Here is a 14634-nt window from a genome sequence, read left to right as displayed (position 1 = left end):
AGTTTTTTATATTCTTATTTTGCAACGCTCTTAGCAAGAACGAAGTTTCCTAGTGTAGCTGAACCATTGCCAGCAACAGCTGGAGTCACGATATAGTCACGTACATCTGGAACTGGTAGGTAGCCATTGAGTAGGGCTGTGAATTTCTCACGTACGCGGTCAAGCATATGTTGTTGAGCCATAACCCCACCACCAAAGACGATGACATCTGGACGGAAAGTTACAGTCGCATTCACTGCAGCTTGAGCAATGTAGTAGGCTTGAACATCCCAGACAGAGTTGTTGAGTTCAATGTTTTCCCCACGAACACCTGTACGAGCTTCCAAACTTGGACCAGCTGCATAACCTTCCAAACATCCATTATGGAAAGGACAAACACCTTTAAATTCTTTTTCAATATCCATTGGGTGTCTAGCCACATAATAATGACCCATCTCAGGGTGACCAACACCGCCAATAAACTCGCCACGTTGGATAACACCTGCACCGATACCTGTACCGATTGTGTAATAAACCAAGTTTTCGATACGACCACCGGCATTATTACGAGCAACCACTTCACCGTATGCAGAACTGTTTACGTCTGTCGTAAAATACATAGGCACGTTTAGAGCGCGACGAAGAGCACCAAGCAAGTCGACATTTGCCCAGTTAGGTTTTGGAGTTGTTGTGATAAATCCGTAAGTTTTTGAGTTTTTATCGATATCGATTGGACCAAATGAACCAATGGCAAGTCCTGCAAGATTGTCGAATTTTGAGAAGAACTCGATGGTTTTATCGATTGTTTCAATAGGTGTTGTTGTAGGAAATTGTACCTTTTCTACAACGTTATAGTTTTCATCTCCGACAGCACAGACAAATTTTGTACCGCCCGCTTCCAAGCTTCCGTATAGTTTTGTCATGATTAACCTCTTGTATTTATTTTCTCTATTATAGCATATTTCCATGCTGAAAATTGCTCAATATTTTAGATTTTCCTCTGTAAATTTTACCATTCAATCAAAAACGAACAAACATGACATTTGTTCGTTTTTTGATCTATTAAATCGAAAGTAGTGTACTCAATGAAAATCAAAGAACAAACTAGGAATCGAGCTGCGGACAGTACTTGAGTACGGCAAAGCGAGTATGACGCAGTTTGAATTTGATTTTCGAAGAGTATTAAGCTTTAACTTCGATGATTGCATCCCCCTTAGCAACTGATCCAGAAGCTACTGGATTTACTGAAGCAAAGTCTGCAGTGTTTGTTACGATAACCATAGTAGTGTTATCAAGTCCTGCAGCAGCAATCTTAGCTGAGTCAAATGTTCCAAGAACATCTCCAGCTTTAACCTTGTCACCTTGGGCAACTTTATGGTTGAATCCTTCACCGTTCATTGAAACAGTGTCGATACCAACGTGGATCAAGATTTCAGCTCCGTTAGCTGTTCTTAGGCCATAAGCATGTCCTGTTGGGAAGACAATTGTCACTTCAGCATCAGCTGGTGCGTAAACAACATCTTCACTTGGTTTTACAGCGATACCTTGTCCCATAGCTCCACTTGAGAAGACTGGATCATTCACATTTGAAAGAGCAACGACATCACCAACGATTGGTGTTTGGATAACACCTTCGCTAGGTGAAACCACAGTACCAGTTACTGCTTCTTCTGTTAAACGGTCAGTTTCAGCTTCAGAAATTGCTCCTGAAACTTCTTCTACTTCATCTTCGTAACCAAACATGTAAGTAAGAGCAAAACCAAGTACAAATGATACAGCTACCATAAGAAGGTATTGTAGAAGTTGTCCGTTACCAATGTAAAGCATTGTACCAGGGATGATTGTGATACCATTACCAGTACCAGCAAGTCCAAGGATAGATGCCAATCCACCACCGATTGCACCAGCAATCAATGAAAGGAAGAATGGTTTACGGAAACGCAAGTTAACCCCGAAGATAGCAGGCTCAGTAATACCTAGGAAGGCAGAAAGAGCAGCTGGGAAAGCAAGTGTTTTAAGTTTAGGATTTTTAGTTTTCACACCAACGGCTACTGTCGCAGCACCTTGAGCAGTCATGGCAGCTGTGATGATAGCGTTGAATGGGTTAGCATGGTCAGCAGCAAGCAATTGAACTTCAAGCAAGTTGAAGATGTGATGAACACCTGATACGACGATTAATTGGTGAACTCCACCAATCAAGAAACCACCAAGTCCGAATGGCAAGTTAAGAATAGCTTTTGTTCCAATGAGGATGTAACTTTCAACAACGTGGAAGACTGGTCCGATAATAAACAAACCAAGAATTGACATGACCAAAAGTGTTACGAATGGTGTTACCAAGAGGTCAAGAACGTCTGGAACAACCTTACGAACAGCTTTTTCAAATTTAGCTCCGACAACCCCGATAATGAAGGCCGGAAGAACTGAACCTTGCAAACCTACAACTGGGATAAATCCGAAGAACTGCATTGCAGTTACTTCACCACCAGAAGCAACAGCCCAGGCATTTGGAAGGGAGCCAGATACGAGCATCATACCAAGAACGATACCAACGGCTGGATTACCACCGAATACACGGAAGGTTGACCAAACGACCAAACCTGGCAAGATAATAAAGGCTGTGTCAGTCAAGATTTGAGTGTAAGTTGTCACATCTTCTGGAAGTGTCATTCCAAGAGCAGTCAAGAGACCACGAACACCCATGAAGAGACCAGTTGCTACGATAACTGGAATGATTGGAACGAAGACGTCACCGAAAGTACGGATGGCACGTTGGAACCAATTTCCTTGTTTTGCAGCTTCTGCTTTCATTTCAGATTTTGTAGAAGTTGGCAAACCAAGAGCTACGACTTCATCGTACATCTTGTTTACTGTACCAGTACCAAAGATGATTTGGTATTGACCTGAGTTAAAGAAAGCACCTTGAACTTTTTCCAAGCTCTCGATAGCATCTTTGTTAATTTTCGCTTCATCTTTCACCATCACACGGAGGCGAGTCGCACAGTGCGCAACACTGTTAACGTTCTCACGTCCACCTAAGGCTTCGATGACTTTTTTTGCAATTTCTGTATTCGTCATTTGCAAAAATCTCCTTATAAAAAATTTGTAAAATGTTTGAAAGCGATTTTATCCGCCCTACGCATATAATTCTATCATGTTTTTAAAATATGTCAAGCGTTTTGCAGAAAAAAATTTAGCATTTTGAATTTTTTGATTGTTTTTGATGTTTTTTAAATAAAAAAAGCAATATTTTACCTATTATTGTGAGGTTTTTAAATATTTTTTTGCAAATTCTTTCATTTTTTCATTCATTTTCATAAAATCATTCAATCTGTTTCTGTCAATCGTTTGACATTTTTTTCTTAATTTTATGATAAAAGACTTGCTTTTTTAAAAGGAAACGTTTACTATAAAGATAGTAGAATTTATGGAGGGAATATAAATGGAATGGACTACCGAACGTCGTTACAGACGTTATGAAGATTGGACACAAGAAGAAAGAAAAGAAATCCAAGAAAAGATGGCACAATCCCCATGGCATGTCAGCTATCACATTGAACCAAAGGAAGGACTCCTTAACGACCCGAACGGTTTTTCTTACTTTGATGGCAAGTGGGTTGTCTTTTACCAAAACTTCCCCTTTGGTGCAGCTCATGGATTGAAGTCTTGGGTTCAGCTTGAAAGCGACGACTTGGTTCACTTTACTGAAACAGGTGTAAAAATCTTACCTGATACTCCACTTGATAGCCACGGCGCATACTCTGGATCTGCTATGCAGTTTGGTGATCAATTGTTCCTATTCTATACAGGAAATGTCCGTGATGAAAACTGGGTGCGTCACCCTTATCAGATTGGTGCCTTAATGGATAAGGACGGCAAGATTGAAAAAATTGATAAAGTCTTGATTGATCAACCAGCTGATGCAACCGACCACTTCCGTGATCCACAGATTTTCAACTTTAAAGGACAATACTACGCAATCGTTGGTGGACAAGACTTGGAGAAAAAAGGATTTGTCCGTCTCTACAAAGCAGTCGATAACGATTATACAAACTGGCAAGAAGTTGGTGATTTGGACTTCAATAACGACCGTACCGCTTATATGATGGAGTGCCCAAATCTTGTCTTTGTCGGAGAACAACCTGTCCTTCTCTACTGCCCACAAGGTTTGGATAAAAAGGTTCTTGACTATGACAATATCTATCCAAATATGTATAAAATCGGTGCTTCCTTCGATCCTGAAAATGCACGTATGGTAGATGTGTCTGAACTACACAATCTTGACTATGGTTTCGAAGCATATGCTACTCAGGCCTTCAACGCTCCTGATGGACGTGCCTTAGCAGTAAGTTGGCTTGGCTTACCAGATGTTTCTTATCCATCTGATCGCTTTGATCACCAAGGAACTTTCTCATTGGTCAAAGAATTAACCATTAAAGATGGCAAACTCTATCAGTATCCTGTAGCAGCCATCAAGGAACTCCGTGCTTCAAAAGAGGAATTTTCAAATCGTTCTGAAACTAAGAGCACCTACGAACTTGAGTTGAACTTAGAGGCTAATAGCCAAAGTGAAATCATCCTTCTTGCTGATAAAGACGGCAAGGGACTCTCTATCAATTTCGATCTTGTCAATGGCCAAGTAACCGTTGACCGCAGTCAAGCAGGTGAGCAATATGCCCAAGAATTTGGAACTACTCGCTCATGTCCAATTGATAACCAAGCCACTACTGTAAATATCTTCATCGATAATTCAGTCTTTGAAATTTTCATTAATAAAGGAGAAAAAGTATTTTCTGGTCGTGTCTTCCCACATGAGAACCAAAATGGAATCGTGATTAAATCTGGAAACCCAACTGGAACTTACTACGAATTAGAATATGGTCGCAAAACTAACTGATGTCGCAAAATTAGCTGGCGTCAGCCCTACTACCGTTTCACGTGTCATCAATAAAAAGGGTTATCTGTCTGAAAAAACCATCCAAAAGGTCAACGAAGCTATGCGTGAGCTGGGCTATAAACCTAACAACCTTGCTCGTAGCCTCCAAGGGAAATCAGCCAAGTTAATCGGTTTGATTTTCCCAAAAATCAGCCATGTTTTCTATGCAGAGTTAATTGACAAATTGGAACACGAACTCTTCAAAAAAGGCTACAAGACGATCATCTGCAACAGTGAGCACGATTCGGAAAAAGAACGTGAATACATAGAAATGTTGGAAGCCAACCAGGTGGACGGCATCATTTCGGGAAGTCATAACCTTGGGATTGAGGATTACAATCGCGTAACTGCTCCAATCATTTCATTTGACCGTAACCTATCACCAGACATACCTGTCGTTTCTTCTGACAACTATGCTGGTGGTGTCCTAGCCGCTCAGACTCTGGCTAAAACTGGAGCCAAATCTATTATCATGATTACAGGAAATGACAACTCCAATTCACCAACTGGACTTCGTCATGCTGGTTTTGCTTCTATCTTACCAAAGGCTCCTATTATCAATGTTTCCAGTGACTTTTCACCCCTTCGTAAGGAAATGGAAATTAAAAATATCCTGACCAAACAAAAACCAGATGCGATTTTCGCCTCTGATGATTTGACTGCTATTTTGGTTATTAAAATTGCTCAGGAGCTTGGTCTCTCTGTTCCTGAACAACTCAAGGTGATTGGCTATGACGGGACTTATTTCATTGAGAATTTCTACCCTCACCTCACTACCATTAAACAACCCTTGGAAGAGATTGCTCGCCTAACAGTTGATTTGCTCTTACAAAAGATTAAAGGCAAAGAGGTTGCTACTACTGGTTATTTCTTGCCGGTTAGTCTCTTGCCAGGTAAAAGTATTTAAACAAAAAACTCAGACTGAATCAGTCTGAGTTTTTCTTATAATCTTAATTTTTTCAAAAGAGTTTGTGCTTTTTCTAAATTAAAGGTTTTTTCAGCAATCAAGCTTTCTACCAACTTAGGCACTTCTGCCTCTGTGGCTCCTGCAAGGAGGGCTAGTGACTTCGCTTGAAGTTTCATGTGTCCATGCTGAATTCCTGTGCTGACAAGAGCTTTAAGAGCTGCAAAGTTTTGTGCAAGACCAATTGACACGATAATTTGAGCCAATTCCTTAGCTGATGGATGACCTAGCAACTCATGGCTCAAAACTACACGAGGATTAAGACCAATTGATCCACCCTTGGTAGCAACTGGCATCGGCATAGTAAGCTCTCCTATTAGCTCTTCTGTTTCCAAATCCATCGTCCAACAACTGAGACCTCGATAAGCACCATCATGACTGGCATAGGCATGAGCTCCTGCTTCGATAGCACGCCAATCATTTCCTGTCGCAATCAAGAGAGCATCGATTCCATTAAATATTCCCTTATTGTGAGTAGCCGCTCGATAAGGATCTGCTTGAGCAAACTGGCTGGCTAAAACCATTTTTTCAGCTAGTTCATGCGCTTCATCTTTTTGACGACTCAAATAACGAAAGGCAATCCGACAAGTTGCAGTTACTAGAGAATCTGTTGCGTAGTTGGATAGAATTCCCATTAAACTTTGCCCTTGACTTAGAGCCTCTAAGCTAGGTTTTAAAGCTTCAAGCATGGTATTGAGCATATTAGCTCCCATGGCTTCCTGAGTATCCACATGGAGATAAACCACTAAAAAGTCAACCTCACCAGAAATTTTCTCAACTGTTAGCTCTCTAACTCCACCACCACGTTTGACAATAGATGGATAGGCTTGGTTTGCTTGTTCGAGTAGCTCTGCTTTCTGACTCAAAATAGCCTGACATGCTTTATCCCTATCTGGAACCTGATAAAGAGCTACTTGACCAATCATTTGACGTTGATGAACCTGAGCAGTAAAACCACCCGCACGTTTGATAATCTTACTAGCAAAACTAGCTGCAGCAACGACAGATGGCTCTTCGGTCACATAAGGAACTGTGTATTCTTGACCGTTTACCAGTACTTCTGGCACTACTGAGTAGGGTAGTGAGAAGGTCCCCACTACATTTTCACTCAGTTGGTCCGCAACTGCTATACTAAGATTTTCATTTTGCTTAAGACTTTCTTGGGCTTCCATAGAAGTAAGCGCCTGAGACTTAACGAACTCAAGGCGCTCTTGAATTGATTTTTTAGCAAATCCATTCCAATTTTTTTTCATTATTTTTCAACCTTGCTGTAGCGACGTTGGTGTTCTACAATCTCAACCAGAGCATAGTCCTGTCCTTCATAGCTTGACATGGTTGCAGAACCTGACTCATCCAAGTTTGCTTCCTCAAAGAAGATTCGTTCATAATCAGCTACGCTCAATGCTTGACGCTGGTCTAGCAATTCTAAGCGATTTTTCTGCAATTGCTTTTCAAAGCCTTCAACCAATTCCACACTGAAGAACTCAGATACAGCACCACTTCCGTAGCTATAGAGAGCTAGCTTGTCCCCTGCTTTGAGACTATCAGAATTTTCAAGAAGAGACAAGAGACCTAAAAAGAGTGAACCTGTATAGATGTTTCCAACCTTTTGGCTGTAAATAATGGACTCATCAAAGTGTTTTTGAAGTAAATCCTTTTTCTCTTGAGGTAGAGATTTATCAAGAATTTTTTTCAATCCCTTGAGAGCTAGCTTTGGATATGGCAAGTGGAAACAAATAGCTTTAAAATCATCCAAAGTACAATCATAACGCTTTTGGTACTCTTCCCAAGTCGTTTTCAAGCTATCCAAATACTGCTGTGTTGAGTAGACTCCATTTACAAATGGTGTCGTTGAATAATTTGGACGCCAAAAGTCCATGATATCACGAGTCTGCGCAACGTTATCGTTGTTGAAGACCATAACACGTGGATTTTGACTAATCAACATGGCAACACATCCTGCTCCTTGGGTTGGTTCCCCAGGAGTTTCGACACCATATTTTGCAATATCACTAGCTAGTACCAAAACTTTTGATTTAGGAGAATTTTCTACGTGTAACTTAGCATAGTGAAGGGCCGCAGTTGCACCATAGCAAGCTTCTTTGATTTCAAAACTACGAGCAAAAGGTTGAATTCCAAGCAAACCGTGTACAAAAACCGCAGCCGCCTTACTTTGATCGACTCCAGATTCTGTCGCTACGATAACCATATCAATCTCTTGCTTCTCTTCTTCAGTCAGGATAGAATTTCCTGCACTGGCAGCCAAGGTAACAATATCCTCCGTTAAAGGAGCAATACTCAATTCTTTTAAAAGGAGTCCTTTACTCAATTTTTCAGGATCAGTCCCTCGAGCCTCTGCTAAATCTTGTAATTTCAAAACGTATTGACTGGTCGCAAAACCAATCTTATCAATACCGATTTTCATATTTACCTCTATTTTTATCATTCATTGTAAAAATTCGTTCACCTCTATTTTATCATAATTGAGGTCAAATGAGCGAAAAAAGACTTGATTCACCAAATCAAGTTTTTTAATAACCTTATCTCATTTTTCTATCCAAAATCTTTAAAAACGAATAGCCACGAAAAAATCGAGTCTCAGCTAGCTCGATTCTTTTTGAGATAATAATACAATTTCAACACAACTGTTCCACTTGCCATTCCTATAGAAATAACGAGAGCTAACATCATAACTAGCATGGCACTTGAAATAGCATGACCGTAGTCACCTGTAACGAAGAAGGATGTCGTTCGATAGGACAGATAACCTGGTACTAGTGGTGCCAATATGGCCAGAGCAAAAACAACAGCTGGAGTCTTGTAGAGAATACTCATAATCTGGCTGACACAAGAACCAATCACCGCAGCAATAAAGGTTGCCAAAATAACATTGGTTGGTTCTTTGAGTAGCAGATAGAGTAGCCAGATAGACATTCCCAAAACACCACCAGGGATGAGCATAGAACGCTGGACATTTAAAACGATTAAAAAGGTGATAATGGCAAGCAAACTTGCCAGAGCTTGCAATAAAAATGTTGATAGTGTCATATTAGTTCATGAGTACGAGGGCGACTGATGTTCCAGCCCCTAAGGCAAGGGTAATTAGCAAGGATTCAAACATCTTGCTCATACCAGAGTTAATGTGATTGGTCATAATATCTCGAACAGCATTGGTCAAGGCAATTCCAGGTACAAAAGGCATAACCGCACCTGCAATGACCAAATCGGCTGTCGAAGGAAAGCCAGAATAGCGAGCCCAAAATTGTGCAATCAAACCAAAAACAAGAGCACCTGCAAAAGCTGTCATAAAGGGAATACGAATAAATTTTTCTACGTAAAGAGAAAAGGTGAAAGCAAATATGGTTGCTACTCCTGCACCAATGGCATCGTAGACATTACCCCCGAACATGATAGAGAAGAAGGGAGCACTAAGGGTCGCTGCAGCAGTTAGCTGAACATTGGTGTAGGGAGATGCCTTGGCATTCAATTCCTTTAGTTGGATAAAGGCTGTCTCCAAATCAAGCTGTCCCGATACAAGTTGCCGTGAAATCTGGTTGACATCACACACCTTCTCAATATTATAGGCAGAGGAGGTTACTCGTTTCATTCGAGAGATATTTGTATTTTCAATGGAGAAAAAAATAGCTGCCGGCATGGCCAAAACATTACAATCCATGATGCCTTGTGAATGAGCAATTCGAATCATGGTGTCTTCGACACGATAGATTTCAGAACCATTGCGAAGCAGAATTGTACCTGCTAACATAATGACATCAATGACTGCATTCAGTTTTTTTGATTCGTCCATGTTCCCCTCCTTTTTAAACTCCTTTTATTTTATCATAAATTTTAAGGAAAAAAAATCTTTGTCACAAAAACTGTGACAAAGATTGATTAGTTGTCCCCACGATGTAAATCTGACGTTGTAGTGTTTTGATTAGTCTGTGGTTCTCTAATTTGTGGAGATGTTTCTGCACGACTAGGATTGCTTGTTGTAGGATTTGTTGTTGTAGTTGTTTTCGGTTTATAGATAGAAATCTTGATACGAGTTGTATTTAAATCTACACTTTCACCTGGTTTTGGACTTTGACTAACAACTGTATCCTCAGCAGTTCCTTCTGGAGCTGTAGAAACCTCTACTACTTCTATATTGGCTTCTTTAACGCCGACTATCTGAATCAAGTTATTCTTGGTAAATTCAAGACTAGAACCAAAATAACTTGGCATTAAAACACTGGTTACCTTTTTAGCTACAGTCAAGACTATTTCTGTTGCCTTACTAAGATCATATGTAGTTCCCTCTGGCAAGCTTTGTTTCATAACGAGACCTGCCTCTGTTTCACTTGATTCTTCTTCAACAACCTTGATGAGATTTTCAGGAACCTTTTTACCTTTCAATTCTGCTATAACATCTGTTGATTTACGACCAACATAATTTCCAAGCTTGAAGGATTGTTGACCTGAAGAGATAATAAGATTAACTTTTATTCCTTCTTTACGAGACGAACCAGCATCTGGATCTGTTCGGATAACTCGACCTTCTTCTACCGTATCACTAGCTTCGGTCTTCTCCTCACCAATCTCAAAATTCGCTTTTTTCAGGTTTTCCTTAGCTTCAGCTACAGTTTGACCTGCAACTTTTGGAACCTCAACAGTAGCTGGTGTTTTCGATACAATCCAGAAAAGGGAAGCCAAAACAAGTATAAAGCTAGCTAAAAGCACAAAATACCTTGCTTTGAAACGACGTTTCTTGACTGGTTTTGCAACAGTTCCTTTACTAGTTGCCTTTTGAGTCGGCTTTTGGCTCTGAGGACTTTCTTCCTTTGGTTGCACTTTAGGAATCGCTGTTAAAGTAGATTGTGAAATTTTCGGTAAGGTTTTTGTGTCAACTTTACTTGTATCTTCAAATACCAGCTTTGGTTCATTTCGACGGTTATAAGAAAGACTACTCAATAAGTCAACATACATCTCTGAGACAGTTTGATAACGGTCTGTCAACTTTTTAGCTGTCGCTTTTATAACTACGTTTTCCAAGGATTGTGGTACTGATGGGTTTTCTGCAATGACCGAAGGAAGCGGTTTTTGGAAATGCTGAAGTGCAATGGTAACAGCACTATCTCCATCATAAGGAATATGGCCTGTCAACATTTCGAAAAAGATAATTCCCATTGCATAAATATCACTCTGTATGGTCGCCTTAGAACCACGTGCCTGCTCAGGCGATAGATAGTGAACAGAACCCAACATGGAGTTGGTCTGTGTCAAACTGGTTTCTGCAAAGGCCACTGCAATCCCAAAGTCAGTAACTTTTGCGGTTCCATCAGGAGTCAAGAGTATATTTTGAGGTTTTAAATCACGGTGAATAATCCCCTTTGCATGCGCCAAACGCATAGCCAAGAGAATTTGACCCATGATACGAACAGCTTCCTCGTTTGATAGAGGGTAGTGTTCTTTGATATAACGTTTGAGGTCAAGCCCAGCTACATATTCCATAGCTAGATATTGTTGACCGTCTTCTTCACCGATATCCGTAATTCGAACGATATGAGGATGATCTAGGTCTGCCATTGCACGTGCTTCACGCTGAAAACGTGCAACTGCGATTGGATCCGTTTGGTAGTTGGTCCTCAGGACCTTCACCGCTACCTCTTCCCCATCCAGAATCAAATCTTTGGCCAGGTAGACATCTGCCATCCCTCCTCGGCCAATTTGTTTGATAATCCGATATCGTCCGGCAAATATCTTGCCGATCTGGATCATTTTGATTCCTCCTCAATCGCAATCAAGGCAACAGTAATGTTATCAAGCCCTCCGGCATTGTTTGCAAAACGTACTAAGGTTGCCGCCTTGTCTTCAAGTGAAATATCACTTGTCACGATGTCATAGATTTCACTTCCTGAAATCATATTCGTTAGACCATCACTGTTCATAACGATATAGTCACCAGGTTCCAAGCTTACAATCCCTAAATCAGGTTGAATCTCATCTTTTTGTCCAATAGACTGGGTGATGATATTTTTTTGCGGATGCGCTTCAGCTTCTTCAGGTGTTAATTGACCTGCCTTGAGCAACTCATTGACTAATGAATGATCACTCGTTAATTGGTGGTACTCTTCTCCACGAACCAAGCCGATACGAGAATCACCAATATGAGCATAGATGGCTTGGTTATCAATGATTGCAAGGGCTTCTAGAGTTGTACCCATTCCTTTATATGCTTCATCACGCCCCAATTGATAAATCTTTTGATTTTCAATTTCTAGGTGTTCTGCAAACCATTCACGAACTTCATTCACGGTATCAATCTGAGTATCTACCCAGGCAACACCTAAGTCCGTAACCGCCATCTCACTGGCAATATTACCTGCTCGGTGTCCTCCCATCCCGTCAGCCAAGATAATCATCGTACGACCGGCACGGTTGACAAAAAGATTGACATAGTCTTGATTATTTGTTCGCTTCTGACCCACATCTGTTAATAATGAAATCTCCATTGTGTCAGTTCCTTCCTAATTGGATATCTTACGAAATTGGCTAATAAAGAATCCATCACTTCCGTACAATTCTGGAGTAATGAGGATGCAGCCATCTTTTAGGATATCCTTGCATTCGTGTTCTAGTTTAACCTGCTCGAACTCTGGATGACTTTCTAAAAATGCTTGAACCACTTGAAAGTTCTCCTCAGAGACAATAGTGCAGGTACTATAAGTTATTATACCACCTTTACGTAGCGTTTGACAAACACTACCTAATATTTCCAACTGAATTTCCTGTAATGACGCGAAATCAGCAGTGTCTTTGTTGTATTTGATATCTGGTTTCCGACGCAATAGACCAATCCCTGAGCAAGGGGCATCAACAAGAATCTTATCAAATTGATCCTTACCAAAAAACTCGTGGACCTTTCGGGCATCCAATTTTTGTGTTTGAACACGGTCTGCTACTCCTAGTCGCTGGGCATTCTCTTGAATCAAATTAAGTTTATGGTCGTAGAGATCCAATGCCGTTACCTGACCTGTCGTTAGATAAGAGGCCATATGGGCTGTTTTCCCACCTGGAGCTGCACAAGCATCCAAAACCTGCTCCTCTCCTTGTAAATGAAGAGTTGGTGCAACCAGTTGACTAGACTCGTCCTGGATAGTAATAAGTCCTTCCGAAAATAAGTCATGGCCTGCAAAGTGCCCCTGCTCCTTGACCAGACCAGAAGCTGATAAGGCAGAATCACTTGCATCAAGCAAAGCTTTAATTTCCTCTTTTCGACTCAAATCAGTCACCCGGATACTAGCTTTATTGCGTTGCAAAAGACTCTCAAAAATCGCTTGCGCTCGCTCTTCTCCATACTCTTCCTTGAGCCTAGAAACTAACCACACTGGCAAAGAGTAGGCGATAGAATCACGCTTGTTCTTACGCTTGATACTGGCAATATCTGGCAAACCTTCTCGCAAGATACGGCGAAGGACTGCATTGACCAATTTTTCGCTACCCTTTTTACGAAGTTTTGCAATTTCTACCGCTTCATTGACCACTGCATGATCAGGAAGCTTATCCAAGTATTGGAGTTGATAGACGCTCATGAGAAGCAAAACATAGAGCCAGCTGTCTAGCTTGTCTCTATCCTCAATAAAGTGAGACAAATACCATTCTAAAGTTAGTTTACGAGCTACAGTCCCGTATACAAGCTCTGTCACCAAACCTTTGTCAGTTGCTGACAGTTGACTTCCCTTGAGGTGTTTATTCAAGGCGATATTGGAGTAGGCTTGATTGACAAGAACGTCCTCCAATACCTCTAAAGCTAAACTTCTACCTGTTTCTACTTTAATCACCAAATCGTTCTCCTACTGTCAACGTTCGTCCCACACCATTAAGGAAGGAAGCAATGTCCATTTTAGGTTTTCCTGCTGGTTGAACTTGTTTAAGAGACAGAGCTCCTTCTGCTGTTGCGACGATCAATTCTTTCTTACTGATGGAAATAATCTCACCCGGATTCCCCTGACCTTCTACAGGCAGAGCTTCATAGATTTTGAAACGATCTCCCTTGAAGAAGGTGTGGGCAACTGGCCATGGATTCATTCCACGGATTTGATTAAAGAGTTGACGGTTGGTCTTGTTCCAGTCCAGTTTTTCCTCCTCAGGTTTGATATTTGGTGAGAAAGTTACTTGGCTTGGGTCTTGCGGTTGAGGCTGAATTTCACCAGCTATATAAGCAGGAAGAGTATCCAAAAGCAAATCACGCCCAACAATGGCCAATTTTTCAAACAATGTTCCAACATTGTCCTCATCAGTAATGGGAATACTGCGACGGGAAATCATGTCCCCTGCATCCATTTCCTTGACCATTTCCATAATGGTTACTCCTGCTTCTTCATCACCTTGAATCAAGGCATAATGGATAGGAGCTCCACCACGGTGCTTTGGAAGAAGGGAAGCGTGAACGTTGACCGCAAAATCCATGCTATCAAGGAGTTTACTTGGGAGAAATTGCCCAAAAGCTGCCGTTACAATCCCGTCAGCACCCAAATTCATGATAGCTTCCATTTCTGGACTACCTGATAATTTTTCAGGTTGGTAGATAGGTAGACCTGCCTCTTTGGTAGCTTGTTTCACTGGGGTTTCCTGGATAACTTTTTTACGTCCAACCGCACGATCTGGCTGAGTTACAACCGCTACAATCTCGTAGCGGTCATCTGACAAAAGTCCCTTTAAAACAGTTGCTGAAAAATTGGGAGTTCCCATAAAGATTAGTTTTGTCATCTTT

Annotated in this window: 12 protein-coding genes; 2 read left to right on the top strand and 10 right to left on the bottom strand. The window is 41.0% G+C overall.

What is annotated here, in order from left to right; genetic code table 11:
• Positions 1-14: 14 nt before the first annotated feature.
• Together scrK and ACLNCS_RS07945 are read right to left on the bottom strand one after the other, a co-directional pair.
• Complete coding sequence (gene scrK, locus ACLNCS_RS07950) at positions 15-902, bottom strand: fructokinase ScrK (RefSeq protein ID WP_006148929.1); 888 nt, start codon at positions 900-902, stop codon at positions 15-17.
• Between the two features lie 259 nt (positions 903-1161).
• Complete coding sequence (locus ACLNCS_RS07945) at positions 1162-3057, bottom strand: sucrose-specific PTS transporter subunit IIBC (RefSeq protein ID WP_424848166.1); 1896 nt, start codon at positions 3055-3057, stop codon at positions 1162-1164.
• Between the two features lie 364 nt (positions 3058-3421).
• On the opposite strand from ACLNCS_RS07945, the gene ACLNCS_RS07940 reads away from it, so the two are divergent.
• Both ACLNCS_RS07940 and ACLNCS_RS07935 read left to right on the top strand, forming a co-directional pair.
• A complete protein-coding gene (locus ACLNCS_RS07940) occupies positions 3422-4876 on the top strand; it encodes a sucrose-6-phosphate hydrolase (protein WP_424848164.1) in 1455 nt (484 codons plus the stop codon).
• Entirely contained in the window at positions 4857-5822 is a 966-nt protein-coding gene (locus ACLNCS_RS07935; RefSeq protein WP_004251363.1) for a LacI family DNA-binding transcriptional regulator, read from the top strand. The genes ACLNCS_RS07940 and ACLNCS_RS07935 overlap by 20 nt, the downstream gene beginning before the upstream one ends.
• Positions 5823-5857: 35 nt before the next feature.
• Here the strand turns inward: ACLNCS_RS07935 and ACLNCS_RS07930 are convergent, their stop codons facing one another.
• The 8 genes from ACLNCS_RS07930 to fmt all read right to left on the bottom strand — a co-directional run bounded on the left by ACLNCS_RS07930 (position 5858) and on the right by fmt (position 14630).
• Entirely contained in the window at positions 5858-7132 is a 1275-nt protein-coding gene (locus ACLNCS_RS07930) for a hydroxymethylglutaryl-CoA reductase, degradative (RefSeq protein ID WP_424848162.1), read from the bottom strand.
• Positions 7132-8304: a hydroxymethylglutaryl-CoA synthase gene (locus ACLNCS_RS07925; RefSeq protein WP_424848160.1), complete on the bottom strand. Its 1173-nt coding sequence runs from the start codon at positions 8302-8304 to the stop codon at positions 7132-7134. The genes ACLNCS_RS07930 and ACLNCS_RS07925 overlap by 1 nt, the downstream gene beginning before the upstream one ends.
• Before the next feature lie 173 nt (positions 8305-8477).
• A complete protein-coding gene (locus ACLNCS_RS07920) occupies positions 8478-8927 on the bottom strand; it encodes a threonine/serine exporter family protein (protein WP_074324818.1) in 450 nt (149 codons plus the stop codon).
• 1 nt (position 8928) lies between these two features.
• Entirely contained in the window at positions 8929-9687 is a 759-nt protein-coding gene (locus ACLNCS_RS07915; protein WP_424848158.1) for a threonine/serine exporter family protein, read from the bottom strand.
• Between the two features lie 86 nt (positions 9688-9773).
• Positions 9774-11639 carry a Stk1 family PASTA domain-containing Ser/Thr kinase gene (pknB, locus tag ACLNCS_RS07910; protein ID WP_424848156.1) on the bottom strand — a complete coding sequence of 622 codons (1866 nt, stop codon included), beginning with the start codon at positions 11637-11639 and terminating at the stop codon, positions 9774-9776.
• Complete coding sequence (locus tag ACLNCS_RS07905; RefSeq protein ID WP_036759242.1) at positions 11636-12373, bottom strand: Stp1/IreP family PP2C-type Ser/Thr phosphatase; 738 nt, start codon at positions 12371-12373, stop codon at positions 11636-11638. The genes pknB and ACLNCS_RS07905 overlap by 4 nt, the downstream gene beginning before the upstream one ends.
• A gap of 15 nt (positions 12374-12388) precedes the next feature.
• Positions 12389-13702: a 16S rRNA (cytosine(967)-C(5))-methyltransferase RsmB gene (gene rsmB / locus ACLNCS_RS07900; protein ID WP_424848154.1), complete on the bottom strand. Its 1314-nt coding sequence runs from the start codon at positions 13700-13702 to the stop codon at positions 12389-12391.
• Entirely contained in the window at positions 13695-14630 is a 936-nt protein-coding gene (fmt, locus tag ACLNCS_RS07895; protein WP_074324814.1) for a methionyl-tRNA formyltransferase, read from the bottom strand. The genes rsmB and fmt overlap by 8 nt, the downstream gene beginning before the upstream one ends.
• Positions 14631-14634: the final 4 nt, after the last annotated feature.

Origin of the sequence: Streptococcus sp. CL9.43, from assembly GCF_049737935.1 — a bacterium.
GTDB classification, from domain to species: Bacteria; Bacillota; Bacilli; order Lactobacillales; family Streptococcaceae; genus Streptococcus; species Streptococcus infantis_I.
This window is presented reverse-complemented; position numbering and strand designations above follow the sequence as displayed.